We start from the raw sequence: 22,070 nt of genomic DNA on the forward strand, positions 1-22,070 counted from the left end.
ATCTCTCTTCCAAGCCGTCTGTTAGCTACGGAGCAGCTTGGCCTTTACTCCGACCGGACTTTCACCGGCAAGTTGTGCCTAGCTTGGCTAGGCGCGCAAGTCCTAAACTGCCGCTGTTATAATTGAACTATTGTATTCAGTTTAATGATTTACTGCGATCCGATGAACTACATTGTCTTCTTTTATAATACTAAAAAATGTTAATTAATCTATATTTTTTGTCCAGATTAAGAATGTGTTATAATCACTATTAAAAAAGCTGACTATCCAACATGTAAAATACTCATCTTCTATTGCATGCATTCGTCTATATCTAATCACACCATTCCCAATACTTTCAATAGGAATTTGATATAACATATCTACAAATTCCTGTGGAAATTGGATAGGTATTCTATCCGTACCTGGGAACAATTTAACTATGACTTTATAGGAATTATCCAAGGGTTTCTTAAAATGATAAAAATATAATCCCTTGATGATCTTTATAATAAATAAATCTATTTTCTCTCGATCAATCTTAAATGCTAATCTGTCGCTTCCAAAAGGTCTGAAACTATAATAAATCTCTTCAGCTAACTTAATATTCCTCTTTAAACTCCTCTCAACTTTTTGATGCCATAACTCTACTGCTAATTCAGCAGATGCAACTTCTTCTCTGGCCGAACTAAGAACTGTCCTAGCATAATCCTCAATTGTAGAAAAGTTATGATTACAATTGTAGCAACAAGGTACAGTAATCAGATTTACTGGCAAGGGTTCAATATAAAATGACTTAGGTGGTACATGATCCCTTGTCTTCGCAGGATTACCACAATATACACATGTCTTCATTGGCATACCTCTAAATATATTTTTTTCATCATTTCCGATAACGTTTTTGTATTCACGAACCCGAGATCCCGATAGGCTTAAAGGAGTGGAGCGACTGGGTCGAAGACTCAGCCTCGTAGGGCTATCCGCCCGAATTCACTTCCCCGAAATGCCTCAGGAAGACCAAGGATCGAAAGGCCAGCAGCATGAACATGATATTATCGAATGCTTCCGACCCACTACTTAACTGACAAGAGTTCTACTTCTTCCTTCTTCTTAAGAAATTTGGATTTCATTCCCTCTATAAATTCGGGTCTCAAAAATGAAATATCTCCTATATGATTATGTATTATAAACGGAACTTTACCTCTCACCTCTGTTTGAAGTCTAGTATAATTTTCATAAAAATAATTAACAACTAGGTCAATATCTTCAGCGTCTATATAAGAAAAATTGTTATCCAAGATCTCTTTGATCTTATTGTTATTTAAACGAACTTGATTAATATATTCATTTCGAATATCCAAAGTCTTCGTAGCCTCATCATTAAGACGATCTTGTGTAAGTTTTTCTCTACTATATTGTTTATCAATAAATTCTTCTTTATATGCTTGTTGATATTTCCTTTCGATTTCAAACAACTTAGCACTTTGGGAAATGACAAAGTACAAAGGCCCATATAAATTTTTCAACTGATCTTCGATATATTTAATTCTTCTCGTTTTTTTATCAGCTAAATCTGCTCTAATCCAGTTTAATATTGCTCCTACTGCACCCCCACCTATAAAACTAATAATCAAACTAAGTATATTAAGTTTAGTTGGATCCATTGATTTACCCCCATATGAAGTTCTATTAATGGTTTAAATATAGTTTTTCAAATGTTTCCGTTAATGTCTTATTTACGAACTTTGCGATTTTTCCATATTTAAGGTATTCGCGAAGTGAATTAAACTATCCTGCCAGTTCCCTTAATGACCTACCCATTCTAATACTTATTTCATCAAACATGCATGGTTCAATGCAGGTTGGTTGAACACGATTCTTTAATTTTCCATGTATAACCTAGTTGTTTCATTGAATACTACTATTACACCAATAAAAAGGAGTGATTACCAAATGGCAAACAATAATTCTTTAGTGGTACAGCAAGCACAGGCAGCGATCAATCAACTGAAGTATGAAGTGGCCCAAGAATTAGGTATTCAATTATCTCCAACCGGTTACAATGGCAACCTAGCTACACGCGATGCAGGGGCAATTGGTGGCAATATCACAAGACGTCTAGTGCAGATAGCAGAACAGAATCTTTCGAGCTTTAAACGCTGATTCAACTCCTTTCAATTTAAAATAAATAAAAAAAGACTTACATCACTCTTACCTCCGAGAGTAACATGTAAGTCTTTTTGAGTTTGCCTTCCAATACTTACCGCCGCTTCTACGTCTATTGATCCTTTATAATTACTATAGAGGTGATTAATTAGTGTTTATTGCACCAATGTTATTAGAGACAGCACCCGCACCATTTTCTCACGATGATTACATATTCGAGCCTAAAATTGACGGCCATCGACTGATACTATCGCGAACCGGCGGTCAAACTCGCTTATATACACGCCACAACAACGATTGTACACATCAGTATCCTGAACTTAATGAAATTGCTCTCGATGACGTTATATTGGATGGCGAAGTCGCGGCTACAGACGAATCGGGCCACGTTAACTTTGAAGCTATTATGGAACGTTTTTCTCTTCGCAATACCGACAAGGTTCGTAAAGCCGCCGAAAGTAGTCCAGTCAATTATGTTGTTTTCGATATCCTTCGCTATAGAGGTGAGGATCTGCGAGGCTACCCGTTACATAAGCGCAAGGAATTGCTATCAACGTTGACTTTTGGTAACCCTCACATGGCGCTCATTCCGTCACTTGAAGCTGAGGGGGAACAGCTATTTACCAAAATTGAAGCTCTGAAAATGGAGGGAATCGTAGCTAAACGTTCTAACTCTATTTACGTTAGTAGCCGATCGAGTGCCTGGCAGAAAATCATTAATTGGACTTTTGCTGATGTTTTTATTTCGGGATACCGTAAGAAAGATTTTGGATGGTTAGCTGCGGATCAATGGGGACGGCCATTAGGGGTTATAGAGCTTGGAGTTACTCCGCGGCATAAGATGGCATTCTACAGCATCAAAGATCAGCTAATAGTTGGCGAGGATCGTGACCATGTTTATTTAGAGCCACAGTTGAAAGCGAGGGTTAAGATACGAAATTGGACGAAAGCAGGGCTGCTCAGGTCGCCAGTGTTTGTTGACTTCATATTATAAGTTCTACCTGCAAAAAAGAAAAAGGGTGTGAGGGTATGCTATACCATGTTATCCACTTGCTAACACACGAAATTAAGATACTGACGGCTGCCGATATCCTAGATATGAATTACTATGCTGAGGGAAGAGTAGTCATTATAGATAAAGATCAAGAAACCTATTATTTACTGGCGAGTAAAGACATTATTAATGAACCCTAATCAATCAAGTAGGGAGAAGCCCTCAATCCAATTTAGGAATGAGGGCTTCTCTGTACTGATTATGGAGTTGGAGTGTACTCATTCACTTCAAAAGTTTCAATCTTATCAAATGCAATATAATCTTTCCGTGTTAAGAAATTAGCTTTGTTGAAAGATTTGTTGATTGTGAAGACTTCCGATCCAGTGCCGGTAGCACGGCTGTTGTACCAAGTAATGAAATTATTTACTTCAGTCATCGGAAGATCATATTCTTTTTCAAGGCCACTTACTAGGGTGATAACAAGTAGGGCTTTATTGCCTGTAGGAGGCGTTACTGTTCCCTGCGGTGTAGCGGATGCTTCGTTTGAATTGCCGCTTACTCCTGCTGCATTAATCGCAGTGACAACATAATAGTATGTCGTGCCATTTGTGACGGTTGTATCTATATAAGAAGTGCCGTAGACGTTAGTAGCGACTGTTGTGTAAGGTCCACCAGTAGTAGTTGATCGTTTGATATCATAGCCTGTTGCACCTACAACTGCCGTCCAGTTAAGAGTTACTTGGGCATTGCCAGATGAAGCTGTGAGATTTAACGGAGCCAACGGTTGGGTCTCTGAAAGTGTATACTCGAATACACTTGAACTAAACCCACCTGAGTTGCTCCCACTTCCGCTTATTGCATATAATTTCCCACTTGCTGTTGTAGAGGCTAAATATGCGCTTGGCTGTGGCATACTTGCTTTGGTTGTCCAATTATCCGAAGATGGGTCGTATTCAAATAATTTGTCTGAAACATTCCCTGAGGCTGTCCCCCCAACAACGTAAATCTTACCATTTGCTGAAGATGCAGCAGAAGTAATATGTGTTAAATTCGGGATTGGGAGACTAGTTTTTATTGACCATAAATCCGTAACAGGGTCATATTGTGTAACTTCATTCGTTACATTTTGCTTCTCTCCACCGATCACATAAATCTTTCCATTAACTACTGCTGTTGCAAATTTATTTATAGCTACTGATAGATCCGTTTTTATGGTCCATGTGTCCGTTGTCGGATTGTATGCTTCAATTTTCTTTCCCGAAGGAGCACTCCCTCCTATTGCATATATCACTCCATTTACCTCACCCAAACCAAGTGTTGCTCTAGAAGATGGCATATTTGCCTTAACTACCCATGAATCTGAGGACGGATCATATACTTGAACACGATTTGTGGCGACTCCACCTTCCAGCCCGCCTATCACATAAATCAACCCATTAACAGTTATAGAAGATGCATCTGCAACGCCATAAGGCATACTTTTTTTAGGAGTCCATGTATTTGCAGAAGGGTCATACATGTATACTAGTTTTGAATAAACCACATTCGGAGCACTGCCATACCACCCTCCCATAACGTATACTTTCCCATCTAGCCCTGAAGCTGTAAGACTTTTACTTGCTGTTGGTATATTTGCCTTCTGAATCCAAGTATCTCCAGCCGCAAACGCTGGCACTACCATCGACAATGCCATCACCACAATCAAAACCATCATTGTTAATAATTTAAAACGCTTCAAACAAATCTCTCCTCTATTTCCTGATTTTATGTATAAACATAAGTAGTAGAATACAAATATTTACATGGAATGTCTAAACATTTAAAGTTAAATAAAGTAAATAATGTTAATAATAATATAATTATTAATAGGTGAGGGGATAGGATGCCATTCGCTACAAGGAGAATGATGTTCTATTGAATCTTAATGACAATCATCTACTTCAATGCTACAACAAGGCACTTGAACTAAAGCTTGAGAAGGCATTTATAGAATTACTAGAAAAAGAGTTAATTAAGAGGGGTATTGTTTTTTCGCGGTCATCGGAGGACGAGCATGAGAGTTGAATAGTAATTAAAATTTGATGGGCGAATGGGTCCTAACCCTTCACCACAAAGAAAAGCCCCGCTAGTGATGAGCTGGCGGGGTCAGACAAGTTTTCCTGAGCTAACAATCCTCGAATAAAAGAGAGCTTAATTCATGGTGATCAGTTAAAATCCTCTGAATCATAAGAAGAAATTTTATCAAATATTATTACTTCATGTCTAGCTGAGAATGGACCTTTCTTTAGCGGATTTTCGAACGTATATCTTGCTGGACCTGTACCAGCTGCTTTTGCATCGTACCAAGCAACGAAAGCATTGTAGTCCGCCGTAGACAGGATAAATCCCTCTACTCTACCGTCTGTTAAAGATATGCTCAAAGCAGTTCCTGTAGTCACTTCTGCTACTTCGGTACCTTTGCCGGTGCCGTCAACACTGTACTCATCATAATTAATTTTTATAATTTTATCGAAGATGAGACTGTTTTTACGAGCCAAGAAAGAACCTTTCAAATGCTGATTAGTAAATGTATACTTTGCAGGCCCATTCCCAGCCGCTTTAGCATCGAACCAAGCAAGGAAGCTTGTTAATTCTGATTGACTGATGTTGTATTCAAATGTATCTCCATTGGTCATAGTTGTAGTAAGGATGACTCTACTTGTTCCCATAGGAGTAGCCGATGCTTCGTTTGAATTTTCGCTTTCACCTGCAGCGTTAAGTGCCGTTACAACATAATAGTATGTAGTGCCATTGGTGACTGTTGTATCAGTGTATGATGTGCCGTAGACATTACTTGCTACTGTGTTGTAAGGTCCTCCAAGCGTTAAAGAACGTTTTAAATTATAACCGGTTGCCCCTTCTACAGCGGCCCAATTAAGCGATACTTGAGTATTTCCAGCTGTCGCGGTTAATTCAGTAGGTTTCTCAATATCACAGCCACATACAGATTCTGAAAAAATATTAAGTTCTCTTAAATATCCACCACTAGCACCACTGAAGTAAAATTCAACATACTTTACTCCCGACACTTTAGGTATGTCCTTCTGTGACGAATTAGTTACAGTAATGTTTTGTGTTGATAAAACATTTAAATTAGAGTCATACAATTTAACAACTACTGGAGAGGAGTTACTTGTCACGTAGACTACAAATGATCTTACTGTAACTGGGGTTGATAGTCTTACTGCTACATGACCATTGTTACCCACATTAGTACCATTTTCAGGGTTTCCATCTGTCCACAATTGACGTGTAGGAGCTTCAGAAGCTGTGGAATATGTACCTGAAGCTAGGTTTACCGTCCCTGTAGTATAGTATATTGGCAGACCTTTCAAAAGACCTTCTGAAGTATAAGCAAAAGCAGAATTAACCGGCACAAGTAAAAAAATTAATACAGATAGCATTAGTAATGATAAATACTTTTTCAACTAAATCTCTCCCTCTATTTACATTTTTTATGTTAAGCACAAATAGTAGAATACAAATAATTACATGGAATGTCTAAACAAATTAACCCATATAATGTAATTTTAGTAATGAATTGAGTGTGTTTTTCGTAAACAAAAGGCAAAAGCCCTCAATTCCAACGGAAAGAGGGCTTACGACAATATAATTTATCCGGCCTTATACCTCAATCTTTCTATCAATCCGACCATCCAACACCGTGTTCAGGAAAGCAAGCTCTGAAGCCGTTAGCGTCTTGTCTACGATCTTCTGCATCCAGTCCCAATTGAGCTGGTCCGCATTATATGCTTTCCCCATCACTTGGTACAGCATATCCCATTGCCATTGTTCCAGTTTCATAGGCATGTTCGTTTCATCCTCCTCTATTTGTAACTCTTCCAAAATGTCGTATCTAGCCAATCCATTGCTTTCTATGATCGAAATCAGCTTCGTGGCATAACTAGGATCCGTTGCATAACCAGCTGCTTGAAGTGATTGTGCAGCACCTGCATAATCTAGTACGGAACATCTGTCGAAGAATCCGGCCTTTGTGTATCGGCTATTTTCTATTAGAAAGTTGCTATGATCGATTACACTGCCTTCCCAGCTGGAGTAAACACGAAAACCGTCTGTAACAGTTACAAAGGTTCCGTTAATGTATTCTTGTGTGGTAAACTCCTGTCCCGTACCTTTGATACCGAACAGATTGTAACCAGGGGCAGCAGCTCCCCAAGCGCTTTCTAATGCTCCTTGAGAAATCGTGATGCTAGCTAAAATACCGGTTCGCTTTTGCTCTGCTACAGCCATGGGTGCAAGTATGTCTATAAAATCCTGTGCCTTCACAGCTATCAACTCCATTTTTAATAGTTTATGCGGAACTGGAATTTTCCGAATCTTGCGATTGCCCTGGAGGTTTAATAGATTTATTCTGAATTTGCCCAGCTGCAGCCGACACTAGAAACGAATTAGCGAACGTCAAAGCGTACACTCTCCAGTCCGACCAACTGGCTCCTAATGCTAGCTGCGCAAGCAACAGAACAAAGTACGCTACGAAAACGGCGTATACATCTGTCGGTAAAGTGACATATCGATCAGCAAGGACTTTTGTATATTGCACAATAAAAAACGTCAACAAAGAAGCTCCTCCCATAGCGGAAAGAGCTTCCCATGTGAAAAATTGGCCGTCCATTAGTGCCCCACTCCTTTCCACAACAACCCGATACCTCCGACAATAAGGGCGGCAATTGCCGTCCTCCAGAGCCACGTTTGATTTTCTTCCAATGTGTCTAATCGTTTATGTGCAGCCTTTGTTGACTGCAATGCTTCATTCGCGATATCTCGGGCATTGATCATTAGATCAAGCTTGGTTTCAACTCGCGTTAATCGCTGTAGGATTTCTCCTGTTTCTTCATCGTGCATTTGATCACCAGCCTTTTCTTTGTATAAAAATAGCACCGATAGGCTCGGGGCATTTATTTAATCCATCTGAGGTGTTGCAATAATCATAGCTGCCTCGGGCTGTGTAATGAATGATTTAGTTACATAGGATTGAACCTTTGTTTCGTTGATACGCTTCATAACCCACATGTTCAATACGAAATCATACATGAGCTATTACCTCCTCTCTATGCTAGATCCATGAGAAATAAAATAGCGCTCTCCGTTGCTTGGAGGCGCTGTTCAAGTAGTGCTTTCTCATGTTCAAGTAAGTTGTATCTTTCCTCAAGTGAAGGGCCCTCCGGTTCAGGGTCAGGAGGAACATACTTTACCCATTCGCCATTAACCAGAGTATCAAAGAGGCTTACATCATCATTGTCATCAAGCAGGATCATTTTAGGGTCATCAAACTCGCCTGATAACTGCGACACGGCAATACAAACACCTGTGTCAAGGTTGATTTGTGCATATTTTGGCATCGTTGCCTACTCTCCTTTATTAGTAAAATTCGACTAATTCCCATGAATAACTTCCGGTGGGGTTAGTCGCGGTGATTCTTACTGTTGTCGAATTTAATAAATATGCACTCGCGAACATATCCCCATTTTGCGGTTTACTATTGTTGGTAAAAGTTAAAAACGATTTGTCCATATTTACAGCAGTTACCGTAATATCACCGCCACTCGAAACACCGCGTTGTACCTTTTTCACTCCCCCCACCGCCTTCCATGTGCCGCTATCATTCCATTCAAGCGCTCCGTTTCCGTTACTCCTTAAAAGTTGTTCCGTCCAAACCTTAAACGCCACATTGCCAAGACTCCATCCTCCAAATTTCAAATAGTTATCCGTGTCCATGCCAAAATAAGCAGCAAACGCGCCGTTTCTATGGAACGCCATATATGCCGCTGCTGCTGCACTTGAGTTAACCTCTATCGCAGGAACCCCGCTTACGTCTGAAATTCTGCCGCTTGCAAGGGCACTCCTGAAAATTCCTGTCATTTGGTCGCCGCCCTTATTAACAGGAATATACCCGTTATATGAGGATGCGTTGATGTTACCGCTCGGTTCCCTTGTCACTATCGTATCACCAGTAGCTGCGTAAAATGGAGCGAAACCACGTAACACATCAGCATCAAGTCCGCTTCCTGCTCCATCATTGGAACCTGTCCACACCGGAGAACTATTAGACCAAGTTATAGGGTTTGCTCCAGCTGTCGTAACATAAAACCTAGTCATGCCTGTGCTGGCATAGTTAACTTCCATCAAACAAGCTGCTTTTGATGTGTCATGTCTTTTCCAAGCACCAGCGTCATAATAGCAATTGGAACCGAAGTAACAAGCTTCCTTAGCGTCAATTTCAGCGAATGAAGTTGGAGAACTAATCCGACCAATACCGCTAAATGACAGCGGCCCAGTCATTTGTTCCAAACCATCTTTCGGCAAACTGGCATTTGCCCGTGTAAGCGCACTATTGGCTGTGGTCTGAGCTGTATTAGCTGCATTTGATGCGTTATCCACATCCTGCTTACGGGCAATATGGCTGTTTGCTGTGGGTGTTCCGACATTGGCTTGTCCGTTAGGATCACGTTGCATTATCGTACTGGCTGCGGCATTGGGAGTTGAGCCATGAGCAGTACTAGCGTTTCGATGCGTATCTACATCAATTCGTAAATTATCCAGATATGCACCATCTTGCAACAATAACCAATCTTGAATGCTATCCTTTGTCGTGTTGTCCGCTAAGTCCTGCGCCAAATTACTGACCACTGTAGCCATATTTGCCCCGTATTGTATGCTTACGTCTGTAGGGTTACATGTAATCCCATACTTATCTAAGGTGATGTACGTAACGTAGTAATCGGCTGTTGGGTCGTAGTCTACGGAAGTGACTTCGTACCGATGGAGCTTAAAAAAACTGTCATAAATTCTTGATCCCTTGGCTTGTAACAGTCCTTTGTTTACAGATAAAATATCTAAGCTACGGTACTTTAAAAGCGTCAACGGGGTATTTCCGTCATTGATCTTATAAGTTCCAGCAACGAGCTGCGGATTAGCTTTCTCCCTAACAATGATCCCACTACCAACCTCGATCTGGTTCCCACCCTCATGAAGCGCTATATCGCCCTCTACGGGGATTTCCTCGATAGTCGAAACTGACAACTGATATTGAAGCTTATACGGTGAGAAGTTGGGTGCAAGCATTGTAGGTAATGTACCTTGCATCGTGCTATACTGAGCGTTATTTGCACCATTCACACCGTCTAACCTATAAGTCCACCATTTAGTACCGCTGTTATATTTGTTTATTTGTGAGACACCATCACACATCTTCCATCCATTAAAGTAGGCTTGAATCTCGGCAGTACTAGGCGTGTACGTTTCGCCCCAGCCGCTTTCTGTGTCGGCAATGGTAATAAAATATTTCGATATACCGGCGTTATAAAATCTGAGGTCCGCTGATAATAACGACCCGCTATCAAACTTAATCATTGCCCCATCGTATTTCATGGTGCGTAGACTATCGTCACTATTACCGGATACGCCAATTAAATCAATCTTAACTCGCTTAAATCCGGTTGGATCTGAGTCAAACGTCCACGCCAAACTACCGTCCAAGTTCATACGCTTAAACCGCGATTCCTTATAATACTTGTTCCCCATCTTAGACAGCGAATCGTAAACTGATCCGTCTACACTGGATGCAAACTGCTGATTAGGGACATAGATGGATTGGTCTGATTTAGGTTCAAACGGCAAGGCAGTGGAGCCCAGATTGAGTATTGGATTGGTGAAAGTATAAGTTCCAACCCCCACAGTGTCATTCCCTAAAATGATAGATATAACGTCATTGTTCCCACTGTTAAACGTTATCAATTGTAAAGCAGAATATCCAAGTATAACGGTGTTAACCGCCTCATTATAAACAGCCATTCTACCATTATGCGCACATGATAGGGTATAGTTTGTGTTCCTAAGAACATTGACTTTTACACTACAATACTGTGAAACGGAAGTAGCATTAAGGGAATATTTGTAAGTCTCTGTCACTACTGCATTGGAGGGTACCATCCACTCGTTAAACGGAGGCAATAGGTTCTTCCCTGATTTAGTTACATACAGTCCATTCACATTAGCTATGCCTTCGGTGTATGGGTACTTGGCTGCAAGTTTATCCCCTGTAAATTCAGGATCAACGTCAATTTTGGCATAATCAGCAGCAGAAATTTCATAGAGTGACCAACTGGACGTATTAAGGTAATTGTCTCCTGCAGCACTTCCGTATACCGAGAGGTGCGAAGTCACGGCAATTTGGGCTGGAGTAAGTTTTAGATAGTGTCGTTTAAATCCATTTTTGGCACTACCATACGATGACCCTGAAATAGCACTACCATAAGCATACAAGTAATATGACGCCCAATTGGTATTCTTTATATCAGCTAAAAACAAATAGTGTTTTGTTTGATCTACAGTTGGAGTTAGCCTCCTAACAGATACTGTAGAACTGGATATTCCTGTCGGAATAAGTGCCTTTAAACTAGCAGCTCCATTAGAGTTAACAGTAGGGTCAACTGAGAGGACACCACCAGCGAACAGCCACCCACCGTTAAGAGAATCACCTCTACTCAAACGTTCAAAGAAGTTAACCAACGTCCTGCCACGCGCTCCCAAATCAACTGGACCCGCCTGGTCTGCATTGACAGCTTGCAAGCCGTAATTCAGGTTTGTGGTAAGCAACTGCGTGGTCTTCAGCTTCGCATCAACAGCGTCCACGGTATCTTTTCTAGCAATATCGGCAGCTGCTGCCGGTACAGCTACTTGTGCTCGGCCCGCTACATCACGCTGAATAATCGTATTAGCGGTTGCTGTTGACACGGCACCATGTATTCCGGTAGTAGCGTTGATGTGAGTATTTGCGGCTTCCAGTGTGGTTGCAGGAGCTGTTATCCAACTGCTTTTACCGGTGATTTGCCGAATCATTTTTCCGATGAAGCTAAACAAATTCGTGATAGTATTAGGCCCTGTACTTGGAGCTGCTGTATCATCAATAGTACGGTTTCCTATGACGATATCCGTTGCGGCTCCGTTAGCCAATTGTCCGCTACCAATGGTATTATCAGAGATTTTGGCCGCGGTAACCGATTTAGGTGCAAGTTTTGGCGTTGTAACGGATCCGTCTGGATGATCTAACACACTACCGTTTTTGTGGGTGTTAAATGACTGCAGTGTTGTAAAAACCAAGGATTGATTTATATTTGCATTTACATTCGTGGCATTTCCAACTATGGTGATTATATCTAGTTGCTTCTCAATAATTTCCGCGCCCCCAATAGCAGGGATATAATCTGCATTGGTACCGGCATTTGCATAACTATACAATATTTCACCTAAGTCCGGATCTTGTGCAAATAACCCGATTTCTCGGAAGGCAAACCCGGTTACTACGGTCTGATTCGATAAAGGAGCACCAATGGTATACGTACCGTCTGAGTTTGCCTGTTCTTTATTAATGGTTAATGTCATTTTTTGATTGACTAAGTTATTTAGGTCCAAGATAGATTGGCCAGAAAGAGATCCATCACCGATTGCAATTTTGGAAAATTGCAAGGTTACACCTAGTTGTGCTTTAATTTGAAGGTTTCTCCCTCTGTTAGTCATCACTAATCCGCCAAAAGCCCCCATTTACATCACCTGCCTAAACGTTATGTTGTCTCCAATATGCAGAACATTGCCGAAGTACAAAAACATCTCCTGATTATCAACCAATGAAATCTGATGAGACAAATGTGCCAATTTATTACGACGGATATAGTCTTCAATTACTGGCAGATTGAGTAAAGTACTCGGTGGAGCATTGAATTTAATGAGCAAAATAAAATTCATATAGTCTGCATCAAGTTCAACTTCGTAGCCTGTAAGGTAGCTTAAAGCATTTTCGAATTGAGCTTTATTTGTAGGACCACCGCGTTCCCACTGTTTCGCTATGATTCTTTTTCTTCGTTCTTCTGTGTTCATTGATCCGCCGTTATTCAGCCCAAGCATCATTTCTTTTTCGTCAAATGAGTCCTCTGAAGTCGAGACAGGCAGCTCCTTATTAATCTTTTCAACTATCTTCTTCCCTTCATACAAACCTACTGCTAGTACTTCAAGCAGGCGGTCCATCTCAGTTCCGTTATACTGGAACCATCTTCTAGGTAGTTGTCTTTTTAACTGTTGCTTAACCAGTTCAACACTACTCATCATGTCACCTCAGTCAGTGAAAAGATACCAGGAATAGCAAGTTCATCACCATCTATAACGATATCTAAAGCTGGGGATGTTATTGTAAAGTTAAAAACGCCCTCAATTCCGTTGATAGCTCCAACTAACTTGTTAAGACGGACCATTAGAGCTCCGTTCTCCTTATCAATAGCAACAGTCAATGCGTCAACTATCTTCGGTTTGATCAGCGTGAAGGTAAATTCCGAAAGTAATTTAACGGTTGCCGTCACATTTATCATGACAGGAGTCGGTCCTTTAACTAAAACATTGGCTCCCCCTGCAGGCGTTTTGGTATCTATATATCCTTGCACTTCTGTAATAAGCTCTGTTGTTGGTATTCCACTCGAACCTGTTATGATAACGTCAACTGTACCGTTTCCTCTAACCAACGGCATGCACCTTGCTGAAACTACACCTGTAACACGCTTGGCCCATATTTCATAATCCGTTGCAGTCCCGCCTTTTTCGATATTCCGAACTTCCTCCAGCAAGCGGGCGCGTAATACCTCATTGTCCTCTGTATCAGTACCTTCTTCTATAAGAGCAAGCACCTCTACTTTATCAACCCAGACCATACCGGAATACACTACTGAATTTGTTGTCAAATTGCCTATGACGCCTCCCTTAGAGCAGCGAGCCATAACTATAAGCTCAGTGGTTCCAGCTAAAAAGACAGGATCGGCCTCGTTCTCCTCACCTTCATTTTCTTTCATGACCAAAAAATCCACAGCGGCATTATCACCTGCAGCTTGTGTCGTGATTAAAGATCCGGAAGGAATTGTCTTATTTGCAGAAGCCGGCAGCGTTCTCTTTAGCTTATACCGTACAACAGCCTTCTTCTCTTGCTTGCGTCTAACTGTTGCCGACCTTTCTTCGCAGAGCCGATCCAAATCATTATCTACAGCTTGAAACAAATCATTTGCCTGATAAACACCTTTGGCGGCCACAACCGGGGCGTAAGCTGCATTACGAGCGGCAATAATTAAAGATTTAGCTAACCACTGATCGGGGAGATCCTGCAAAGTCTTTCCCGGACCGGCTAATGCTTCAACCATCACTTTTGTGATGCTATCTAATGTTGGGTATTGTACCGTCACATTAAATCCCCTCGCTTATCAAAATCTCAACCGGACGATTCTCAACATCGTAGACTGTTGTGGAGATGGTGACAGCGTCTTCCGATACAACGATCTGCACCGTGTCAACACGAATAACCCTCGCGTCCTGTTTCAAAGTCTCCGTCACCTCTCGCTGAATTTCCTGTGTTCGGGTTGGTGTTAATGCTTTACTGAGCAGTTTATATAAATTCGTACCATATTCGGGGTAACCGCGCAGCTCCCCCTTTTCACAGAGCAATCTCAAATACAATTGAGATCGTAAATTCTCAAGGTCGGACATCGTTGAAAGCTCGTTACCTATAAATGTAATATCCCTTTGTACTGGACTATAATAGATGTCCCTTCCCCCGCTCATCGGATCACCCCGATCAGAACATGTGACAGAGCATTCGATAAAGGAATGATAATGACCACTTTCCCTAGATCATCAGATTCTATTTGTACCGTTGACAAGCATTCAAAAACCGTTCCATCACTCAAAACCTTAAGCGGACTTATGTTTTGCAATGTCCCAGTACGCCCCATAGGAAGTGGAAACGGAATGACAAGTCCTTGACCATAACTTCCGTGACAAGGTACGACCAAACACTCGGATTCAACTAGAGATTCATTGGGAGGAATTAGGGACGGTAACCAACCCAGTTCCTGTCCCGAAGGCTCAATTACGGCTCTAACTTTAGCTGTTTCCGTTAAAATGCCTGTGATTTTCCCTAAACTGGCTTTATTCATTCCCTCACCCTTCCCTCGGTTTGCTTGATATAAACACAGTTGTGATAATGCCCTCTTTGGACTCGTTGTAAGAAACCTTAGTGCAGTAATAGTCCAACGATAGTCCTTGCCCCACACCAAATAGTGATATTCTCCGGTCAGTTTGAATTTCTGTATATTTCGGTATAAAGAGCTCCCCTACAACACCGAATTTGGTTAACTCGTGATAAATCGATCGAACCCTTTGCCTTAATTGTTCTTGGGACAATCCGCTTAAATAGCGTCGAACAATTTTTGCTGTCTCGCTTTCTTCCTCTGTCTTTTTCTTTTTGTCCGCCTTCTCATCACTGAACAGAAACTTTTCTTTCAAAACCTCTTCATCACTAAAAAGAAATCCATCTTTCTTTTTTGTTTTAGTTGCTTTCGTCTTGACTTTTGGCGCTCGGGGATAGTGCTCCACAATGGATCTTCCGTTAAAGTAGCTTCTTCCCTCAACAATAAGGTCCCGGGAATCTGAAGGCTCTCTTCGGATTGACCTGACTTCGCAGTCGACGCCATAGGTAAAGCTTAATGGCTCCAGCATTTGACCTGGGAGTTGGTCCGCCGGCCCAAAGAAACCTGCACTACCTGAAACACGAACAACAAAACCTTCCCACTCAGCCAACCAATTCAGAAGCTCCCAGTCGTTCTGATCTGTGTTGGTCGTTTGGGACTCGTCTGCATAGGCCCCAATTTGTCTGCTAGTTTCAGTGATCTGAGCTGTAATACCATGATAATTAAAAATGCTGTGTGCTACGGAAGATGCGGTTTGATTCTTAATAGTACGTGTTTCGCTTCTCTCAATCAGACGCCCAATTTTCCCACGCCCTGTTATTGTCACACTCTCTCCGTTCATATCAAAAGCCCATTCTGACGAATCCATTAATCCTTCAAGGAGTGTCACGCCGCTCAATTCGATTCTCACTGGTATGTCTTTGTCCGCAGCCAAGTTGGTTAATTGATTGCCGTTGGATGACATGATGTTAGTTCCGCCGACGAACCAGGGTGCACGAATGGAAAAATTGTCAGCCTCATCGAAGGCCGGGCGATCGATACTATATTCCTCCCAATCAATTAAAGTATCTTGTATGAACACCCTACCTAATAATGTTTCCACATGAAAACTAGGTTTCTGAATAATCATGCCCGGATCACCAACTTCATTCCTTCGGTTAACACGTCTGGATCGGTACCGATAGTATTTTTATTGTCCAGATAGATGTTCTCCCATTTGTCCCCATCACCGTTAAAGTAATGCTCCGCTATCATGACGAGATATTCCCCAGCAGCAACCGTGTGTGTTACAGGCTCGGTTTTTTTACCTTGCATCTGAGCATAGAGGGCTTCAATTGAGGCATCGACCTTCTTACCGTCAGGAATGAAGTCTTCCTTACTCAAATCACGTTTTACTGAGATCGAGAATTCTACCCAATTTTCTCTGTGCCATTTCCATATAAATTTTTCGATGAAGTAGTAAAGCTTGAAGGTATTGAACGTAACTTCTACACTTAGAGCAGCCTTTCGGTACCCATCAATCAATTGGGCTTTATGCATGGCATCTGTATTATTGAAAATACCTTCCCAAGAATGATCAAGCGTAGGAAAATCTCCACGGGGTTGATAATAGATTGCGCCACCCGGCAGTTCCCGCATCGGAAGCTTTTGCTCCCCACCAAATGGCCAGAATTCAGGAGCTGCGAGCCCTTCGAAGTTTACAAAACCAACTGTAAGCATTGTCTACACCATCCCTGGTTGATAGGTCGCATCATTAATGGCCCTACGTCGTTTAATATTCTCAACATGCCTTGGCAAGTCAGTACGTGACCACTCGTCAAGTTTTGGTTTCAACTGATTCCATGTATCGATTGGATCCTTGCTTCCATCTATGGTTACATGAAACTGAATGGCCCCTTCAGCCATGACAATAGAAGGTAGCCCGCTTGATCCCGATTTGCCAATTGATAAATTAGGATTAGGGACAGAAGCACCAGCTACCTGGCCTGATGCATTTTTAAGGAGATCAACGCTTCCCACCATTCCATCGGCAAACGCTCTCGCAAGGTTTTCACCCCATAAGTGATTCGTCCGAAGCGGACCTTTCTCCGTTGGCGAACTAACACCCAAATGCTCCCATACCCTCAATGCCAATCGATTAGAGGAATAGGTAACTTCTGGCTCACCCTGCTTCATTCCCATAGACATTGACTTGGCGAGATTTTTACCCCAATCTATTGCCTGAGCTGTCCACTTTTTATTGTCGATCCATTCTCCTAGGTTAGATCCAAGCCACCCACCTGCTGAAGCCCCAATAATACCTCCAAGAACTGTACCGGCTCCAGGAACAATGCTACCTAGCGCAGCGGCGAGAGCACCACCACCCCAAGCACCTGCTGTTGATAAAGCCATCTGTGCACCGTGTTGTTTAATTTCATTTTCAAGGTTGCCGCTGATGGTCGTTTCTATTAATTGTCCTGCTGTTAAAGCAATACCTACTGCACCAACACCTTTTAACGCTCCGCTTGCACCTCTAGGTATAAATCCGCTTGATGGTGTTTTTATATCAGAAGGGAGTTGCGTTGGTTTAGAGGGTGGCACTTTAAATTCAGTATTAGGTTGAATTGACTTTGGTAGGCTTGGTGGTTCTTTGATAGGACTTGTAACTGGAACACTTTTAGCGTTGCCTATCGATCCATTCTTTGTGGAACCCTTACCACCTTTTCCACCTTTGTTTCCCTTCTTATTAACTCCAGCCATATTTCCCCCAGGACCACCAACTTCCTGATAATTCACATAAACAGTCTTCTGCCATTTCTGGGCATTCAACCAAACGACAAATTGATCGACCTTCTTTCGATCAACATTTATTTTTATATTCTTAGAGTTCACCTTAATAAGCGACCTTGCAACTCCGTCCACTGATGTTTTGGCAAGCTGGGCAGATTGTCGAAGTTCATTGAAGTCTTTTTTAGTTCTGTCAGCCTGTCGACCAGCTTCATCCATGTTTTTATTCTTAGAAAAAGCAGTACCCCATACTAACTTGGTTTTCTGTAGAATAGCTAAGAGCCCGGTTGTCGCTCCTACTGCCATCAAAATGCCGGCAACAGCCGTACCACCAATAAAGAACACCTTGGATAAATCGGGATTATCCTGCATGGCTTTGGAGACATAAGCAAATTCATTGGTGATTTTGTCCAAGGCGTTTGCCGCCTTATCAAGCATCGGTGTACCCATAGATGTCTTGAAGTTATCCCAGGATTCCTGCACTCTTTGGATGGAGGCAGTGTATGTTTTATTAGCTTCTGCTGCTCGCTCTGTTAAGCTTAAAGAAGTCGCCATTTGCTCTCTTATTTCTTTCATACTACCTGCTCCGTCTTGTAAAAGAGCAGTGGCTGCCCGAGCACCCTCCTCACCAAACAAGACCTTCATGAATTCAGCGGTCCTCTGTGGATTTAATTTATCCGTTACGGTTTTAATCTTCTCGATGACCTGCTGCATAGGAAGAAGTTTACCGTCTGCGCCATAGAAGCTTTTAACACTGAGTCCGAACCTTTTTAGAGCGGATTGTGCTTTATCTGAAGGAGCTGCTAAAGCTAGCAGCATATTATTCAATGCCGTGCCCGCAGTGGATTCATCGACACCACGGGAGTTTAGAGATCCCAATGCAACAATTAAGTCCTGGTACTCTAATCCAAGATTTTTGGCAGTACCTCCGGCATACTTAAAACCGGTCGCCATGCTCTGTACTGTGGCCGAGGAAGCACCGTCTACTTTAACCATAACATCAGCAAGATCCTCGACTTGTTTTCCAGCCAGCTGATAAGCAGAAGCCATCTTCGAAACTGTCTCCGCCGTTTCTACTGGAGCCTGTTTCGATATCTGAGCGAGAAATAAAGTAGCTTTACCTGCACCGCTAAGTACGCTCTCCATGGCGACCCCGTTTTTTTGCAAGGTGTCAAAGGCCGCAAGAGCATCCTTTCTACCGAAAACAGTGTCATTACCGAGCTGTTGGGCCAGTATATCTGCTTGCTTTGTGATGAAGGACATCGCGTCGTCTTTGGTTGTAAACTTCATTTGAATGCCTAGACCCTTAGAATCAGCGATCTTCTGTGCCTGATCAATCACGTTTTGTACTGCTTTTACTGGAGCATTCGGAAGAATAGCTTGCCCAAATGCATTAGAACGAAACGAAGTCATGACATCCTGCAGCTTACCCGCAGAGTCTAGAGTGGACTGAGCTGCAGCACCCATAGTGGTTAAACCCGCTGCTCCCGCTGCGGTAGTCCCAAGTCCTAGGAATGATATCCGATCCAATTTTTCTAATTGCTTCCGAGTTTGCTCGCTTCTTTTATCAATCATATCGAATCGGTTTCCAACGCTATTTAATCCCCGGCTTACCCGATCCGTCAGACTCACAACTACACTAGCATTCATCAAAACTGAACCCGAAGCCAATTTACTCACCTCCACGTATAAGCGTGTTATCTCCATTAAGTTCAAAGGAAATAGGACGCATGGTAAGCGCCCTATTGGTTCAACGATTCAATTTCTTTAATTAATAACCTTCTTAAACTAACAGGCATCTGGAAAGCACTATTCCAATCGACCCCATGCACTAAGAGGTAGGCACATTCTCTGAGCCAGGGGCCGTATGCACGTTTCCCGAAGCATCATCCGATTGATCTGAACTTTCGAGCTTGACCATAAATTCTCCCAATTCAACACTCGAGAAATTTGAAAAGGCTATGATCAAAGATTTCTGATCTGTCGGAACCTCAATAGCCTTTCCATTCACGGAATCAGTTCTGAAAATAGCGTTAAGCATGCCTGCTTGAGTGATATAGGCAGCAGTAAATTTATTACTCGCATCTACCATCGGTACACTTAAAAAGCCTGACATTAGGAATTCAGAGTACGCCGATAATTCCCGAGTGATAACCTTCTTCCCAGTACTTAATGTATATTCAGCCATTAAACCTGATCCCTCCTCATTGCATGAATTTTAAAGCTGTATTTCCGAGCCTCATTCCCTTTATCCGCAGTCTTTTTGAAACCAGATATACGAACACCACCATCTGAAGAAAATTTCCATTGACGAACGGTTCCATCTGCAAACACTTCTTTAGTACGTACTTCGAGTTGAGGTAGCCGAGTATTGCTTCTATATGCTTGCTCAAAACGGTCAATCAAATCATCTACAGTTGGATCAACGATTTCTCCGTCAACACTAAGCTCCCACCCCATATGAACTACCCGAGTATGTTCGGCTGAATCACCCAGCGGATGTTTCTTTTTTTCTTCAGTTTTATGCTCCTCATCAAACTTCTCCGTTTCAATTTTAAATGGAGTTCCACCGGATTCAATGAAACTAATCGTTAAGTCCTTCCCTAACAATCCATCCTTAGCCATTTGACACCTCGCCTCCTCCTATAGCATTAGCTGCACTCAGCAGCCGGATTCGAATCTTATCTGCGATGTTATACAGGTCGATAACCAAGTCTTCAATCAACTCATCGATATTCCCTATCTCTTCAGGAGTAGTAAATTTAATCGTATAGGCTTGAATAATTTCCTCTCCAAGAGCCTTATCAAGGTAGCTGCGGCTGACCAATTCCGCATCTTCCAATAAGGACTTGGAAATATGCTTACTACGGTAAGGAGTCATGACAATGTAATAATCCTTCTCTAGTAAAGAAGTCACCCTCCTACGATAGGTCTGCTTAAACCTGGGATCACTATCCAAAGTAAAATCGCTCTTCATGCCATACACAAGCTGCCGTTCCGAATTCAACATTTGCCCCATACTAACGACCTGATTTGTGGTCAGGGTTTCAATATCGTCAGCTGACAACTCCACATCAATTCCAGATACATCAGCAAAACTAAAGCCTGCGGTGCCATCCTGAACAGGAGTCAAAATATGAGCAATAGCATCGTAGACCGCTACCGGCACAGTCCAATTTCTTGATTTGCTCCGGGCATGCCCAATACATAGATGCGCAAATTCTGTGTTGTAGGCTCCACGGTTTGTAATCGCAGCACTCACGCTCGTTCCTACAGCTAATGGCAAATACGCAAACCAGTTCATTAGTTCTGCTGCTACCCACATATGACCGTTCATCGTATCGGAAACATAAATATCGGTTACAACATCGGTTACTTCAACAGAGGTTTTAAGCAGCTCCAGACCACTCTTTTTGCCGGTTGAACTGTCCGTCGTCCCTTTATAGTGGGTTGCCGTTGGTGCGGTACCGTCCGAACCCCCGGTTAATTTTGTCGCTGCCAGTACCGCAGGATTGTTGTTTGGAGTAACCGTGGTACTTGACAAATTCTCCGCTGCGAACTCCTTAGAGAATTGATTTATACTGCTCGTAGCCATCGCAGGGCTAGTGAGATTATCATAAGTTTCCGTTTTGGTAGTGGGACCTTTCAAAACAATCTTAAATGTTCCAACCCCGGACCCAGCTAGAACCTCAACAGTACAATTGTTACCGTATAGTCCGGGCCCTTTGTAGCTTATTTTCAGTGTGTCCGCTGGAGTCCCCGCCTTGTCTTTTAAGGTAAGGGATGCAGCCCCAGCTCCCGCGCCGCGAACATTGACGCAGATGATTTTCTTCACACCGCGCTTAAACGCAGTCCATGCTGCCTTTGATCCGCTGTATTGTTCCGAAAAATCCCCCAATTTTTCAATAAATTCTGCATCGCCATTCACTGTAAGCACATCATTCACAGAGCCCTTTTGAAACTGGCCGATGATTCCCATCACTTTCCCTGAAATCCCCGCAGGTTTTTCATCTACCTTAGGGACTAATTCTTCAATGTATATATCGGGCGTATTGTATTGGTCCGCTGTTACACCGCCACGTAAAACCGGCATATAAATACCTCCT

Annotated in this window: 23 protein-coding genes; 3 read left to right on the top strand and 20 right to left on the bottom strand. The window is 42.3% G+C overall.

Features of this window, described 5'->3' with window-relative positions; translation table 11 throughout:
• Nucleotides 1-204: 204 nt before the first annotated feature.
• Complete coding sequence (locus ACFQ0C_RS36555) at nucleotides 205-834, bottom strand: hypothetical protein (protein WP_379374509.1); 630 nt, start codon at nucleotides 832-834, stop codon at nucleotides 205-207.
• Nucleotides 835-1,052: 218 nt separating this feature from the next.
• Nucleotides 1,053-1,643 carry a hypothetical protein gene (locus ACFQ0C_RS36560; RefSeq protein ID WP_379374511.1) on the bottom strand — a complete coding sequence of 197 codons (591 nt, stop codon included), beginning with the start codon at nucleotides 1,641-1,643 and terminating at the stop codon, nucleotides 1,053-1,055.
• A gap of 289 nt (nucleotides 1,644-1,932) precedes the next feature.
• On the opposite strand from ACFQ0C_RS36560, the gene ACFQ0C_RS36565 reads away from it, so the two are divergent.
• Nucleotides 1,933-2,142: an alpha/beta-type small acid-soluble spore protein gene (locus ACFQ0C_RS36565; protein WP_171654113.1), complete on the top strand. Its 210-nt coding sequence runs from the start codon at nucleotides 1,933-1,935 to the stop codon at nucleotides 2,140-2,142.
• Nucleotides 2,143-2,296: 154 nt separating this feature from the next.
• Nucleotides 2,297-3,139: an ATP-dependent DNA ligase gene (locus ACFQ0C_RS36570; protein ID WP_379374513.1), complete on the top strand. Its 843-nt coding sequence runs from the start codon at nucleotides 2,297-2,299 to the stop codon at nucleotides 3,137-3,139.
• Nucleotides 3,140-3,398: 259 nt separating this feature from the next.
• Here ACFQ0C_RS36570 and ACFQ0C_RS36575 read toward each other — a convergent pair whose 3' ends face one another.
• Nucleotides 3,399-4,877, bottom strand: a complete 1,479-nt coding sequence (locus tag ACFQ0C_RS36575) for a Kelch repeat-containing protein (protein WP_379374515.1) — start codon at nucleotides 4,875-4,877, stop codon at nucleotides 3,399-3,401.
• 176 nt (nucleotides 4,878-5,053) lie between these two features.
• On the opposite strand from ACFQ0C_RS36575, the gene sda reads away from it, so the two are divergent.
• Complete coding sequence (gene sda, locus ACFQ0C_RS36580) at nucleotides 5,054-5,203, top strand: sporulation histidine kinase inhibitor Sda (protein ID WP_379374517.1); 150 nt, start codon at nucleotides 5,054-5,056, stop codon at nucleotides 5,201-5,203.
• A gap of 140 nt (nucleotides 5,204-5,343) precedes the next feature.
• On the opposite strand, the gene ACFQ0C_RS36585 is transcribed toward sda, so the two are convergent.
• The 17 genes from ACFQ0C_RS36585 to ACFQ0C_RS36665 all read right to left on the bottom strand — a co-directional run bounded on the left by ACFQ0C_RS36585 (nucleotide 5,344) and on the right by ACFQ0C_RS36665 (nucleotide 22,057).
• Nucleotides 5,344-6,606 carry a fibronectin type III domain-containing protein gene (locus ACFQ0C_RS36585; RefSeq protein WP_379374519.1) on the bottom strand — a complete coding sequence of 421 codons (1,263 nt, stop codon included), beginning with the start codon at nucleotides 6,604-6,606 and terminating at the stop codon, nucleotides 5,344-5,346.
• 196 nt (nucleotides 6,607-6,802) lie between these two features.
• Complete coding sequence (locus tag ACFQ0C_RS36590; protein WP_379374521.1) at nucleotides 6,803-7,465, bottom strand: glycoside hydrolase family 73 protein; 663 nt, start codon at nucleotides 7,463-7,465, stop codon at nucleotides 6,803-6,805.
• A gap of 25 nt (nucleotides 7,466-7,490) precedes the next feature.
• Entirely contained in the window at nucleotides 7,491-7,811 is a 321-nt protein-coding gene (locus ACFQ0C_RS36595; RefSeq protein WP_379374523.1) for a hypothetical protein, read from the bottom strand.
• Nucleotides 7,811-8,041, bottom strand: a complete 231-nt coding sequence (locus ACFQ0C_RS36600; RefSeq protein WP_379374525.1) for a hemolysin XhlA family protein — start codon at nucleotides 8,039-8,041, stop codon at nucleotides 7,811-7,813. Before ACFQ0C_RS36600 ends, ACFQ0C_RS36595 begins: the two co-directional genes overlap by 1 nt.
• A gap of 57 nt (nucleotides 8,042-8,098) precedes the next feature.
• The gene (locus ACFQ0C_RS36605) at nucleotides 8,099-8,230 is read right to left on the bottom strand and encodes a hypothetical protein (protein ID WP_379374527.1); all 132 of its coding nucleotides are present in this window, start codon (nucleotides 8,228-8,230) and stop codon (nucleotides 8,099-8,101) included.
• Nucleotides 8,231-8,247: 17 nt separating this feature from the next.
• Nucleotides 8,248-8,538 (bottom strand): hypothetical protein, encoded by a 291-nt coding sequence (locus tag ACFQ0C_RS36610; protein WP_379374529.1) that lies wholly within the window; start codon nucleotides 8,536-8,538, stop codon nucleotides 8,248-8,250.
• Between the two features lie 19 nt (nucleotides 8,539-8,557).
• Nucleotides 8,558-12,739, bottom strand: coding sequence for a phage tail-collar fiber domain-containing protein (locus ACFQ0C_RS36615; protein WP_379374531.1), 4,182 nt, complete (start codon nucleotides 12,737-12,739; stop codon nucleotides 8,558-8,560).
• The gene (locus ACFQ0C_RS36620) at nucleotides 12,740-13,297 is read right to left on the bottom strand and encodes a putative phage tail protein (protein ID WP_379374533.1); all 558 of its coding nucleotides are present in this window, start codon (nucleotides 13,295-13,297) and stop codon (nucleotides 12,740-12,742) included. It lies immediately after the preceding gene.
• Nucleotides 13,297-14,415 carry a baseplate J/gp47 family protein gene (locus tag ACFQ0C_RS36625; protein ID WP_379374535.1) on the bottom strand — a complete coding sequence of 373 codons (1,119 nt, stop codon included), beginning with the start codon at nucleotides 14,413-14,415 and terminating at the stop codon, nucleotides 13,297-13,299. The genes ACFQ0C_RS36620 and ACFQ0C_RS36625 overlap by 1 nt, the downstream gene beginning before the upstream one ends.
• Nucleotide 14,416: 1 nt before the next feature.
• Nucleotides 14,417-14,791 (bottom strand): DUF2634 domain-containing protein, encoded by a 375-nt coding sequence (locus ACFQ0C_RS36630; protein WP_379374537.1) that lies wholly within the window; start codon nucleotides 14,789-14,791, stop codon nucleotides 14,417-14,419.
• Nucleotides 14,788-15,165 (bottom strand): hypothetical protein, encoded by a 378-nt coding sequence (locus ACFQ0C_RS36635; RefSeq protein ID WP_379374539.1) that lies wholly within the window; start codon nucleotides 15,163-15,165, stop codon nucleotides 14,788-14,790. The genes ACFQ0C_RS36630 and ACFQ0C_RS36635 overlap by 4 nt, the downstream gene beginning before the upstream one ends.
• A 4-nt stretch (nucleotides 15,166-15,169) precedes the next feature.
• Nucleotides 15,170-16,327: a hypothetical protein gene (locus tag ACFQ0C_RS36640; RefSeq protein ID WP_379374541.1), complete on the bottom strand. Its 1,158-nt coding sequence runs from the start codon at nucleotides 16,325-16,327 to the stop codon at nucleotides 15,170-15,172.
• Nucleotides 16,324-16,917 (bottom strand): LysM peptidoglycan-binding domain-containing protein, encoded by a 594-nt coding sequence (locus tag ACFQ0C_RS36645; RefSeq protein WP_379374543.1) that lies wholly within the window; start codon nucleotides 16,915-16,917, stop codon nucleotides 16,324-16,326. The genes ACFQ0C_RS36640 and ACFQ0C_RS36645 overlap by 4 nt, the downstream gene beginning before the upstream one ends.
• A gap of 3 nt (nucleotides 16,918-16,920) precedes the next feature.
• The gene (locus ACFQ0C_RS36650) at nucleotides 16,921-19,635 is read right to left on the bottom strand and encodes a phage tail tape measure protein (RefSeq protein WP_379374545.1); all 2,715 of its coding nucleotides are present in this window, start codon (nucleotides 19,633-19,635) and stop codon (nucleotides 16,921-16,923) included.
• 160 nt (nucleotides 19,636-19,795) lie between these two features.
• Complete coding sequence (locus tag ACFQ0C_RS36655; RefSeq protein ID WP_379374547.1) at nucleotides 19,796-20,152, bottom strand: hypothetical protein; 357 nt, start codon at nucleotides 20,150-20,152, stop codon at nucleotides 19,796-19,798.
• Nucleotides 20,152-20,589: a hypothetical protein gene (locus tag ACFQ0C_RS36660; RefSeq protein WP_379374549.1), complete on the bottom strand. Its 438-nt coding sequence runs from the start codon at nucleotides 20,587-20,589 to the stop codon at nucleotides 20,152-20,154. Before ACFQ0C_RS36660 ends, ACFQ0C_RS36655 begins: the two co-directional genes overlap by 1 nt.
• Nucleotides 20,582-22,057 carry a hypothetical protein gene (locus ACFQ0C_RS36665; protein WP_379374551.1) on the bottom strand — a complete coding sequence of 492 codons (1,476 nt, stop codon included), beginning with the start codon at nucleotides 22,055-22,057 and terminating at the stop codon, nucleotides 20,582-20,584. The genes ACFQ0C_RS36660 and ACFQ0C_RS36665 overlap by 8 nt, the downstream gene beginning before the upstream one ends.
• Between the last annotated feature and the right edge of the window lie 13 nt (nucleotides 22,058-22,070).

This window comes from Paenibacillus sp. GCM10027630 (assembly GCF_042676305.1).
GTDB lineage: Bacteria > Bacillota > Bacilli > Paenibacillales > NBRC-103111 > Paenibacillus_S.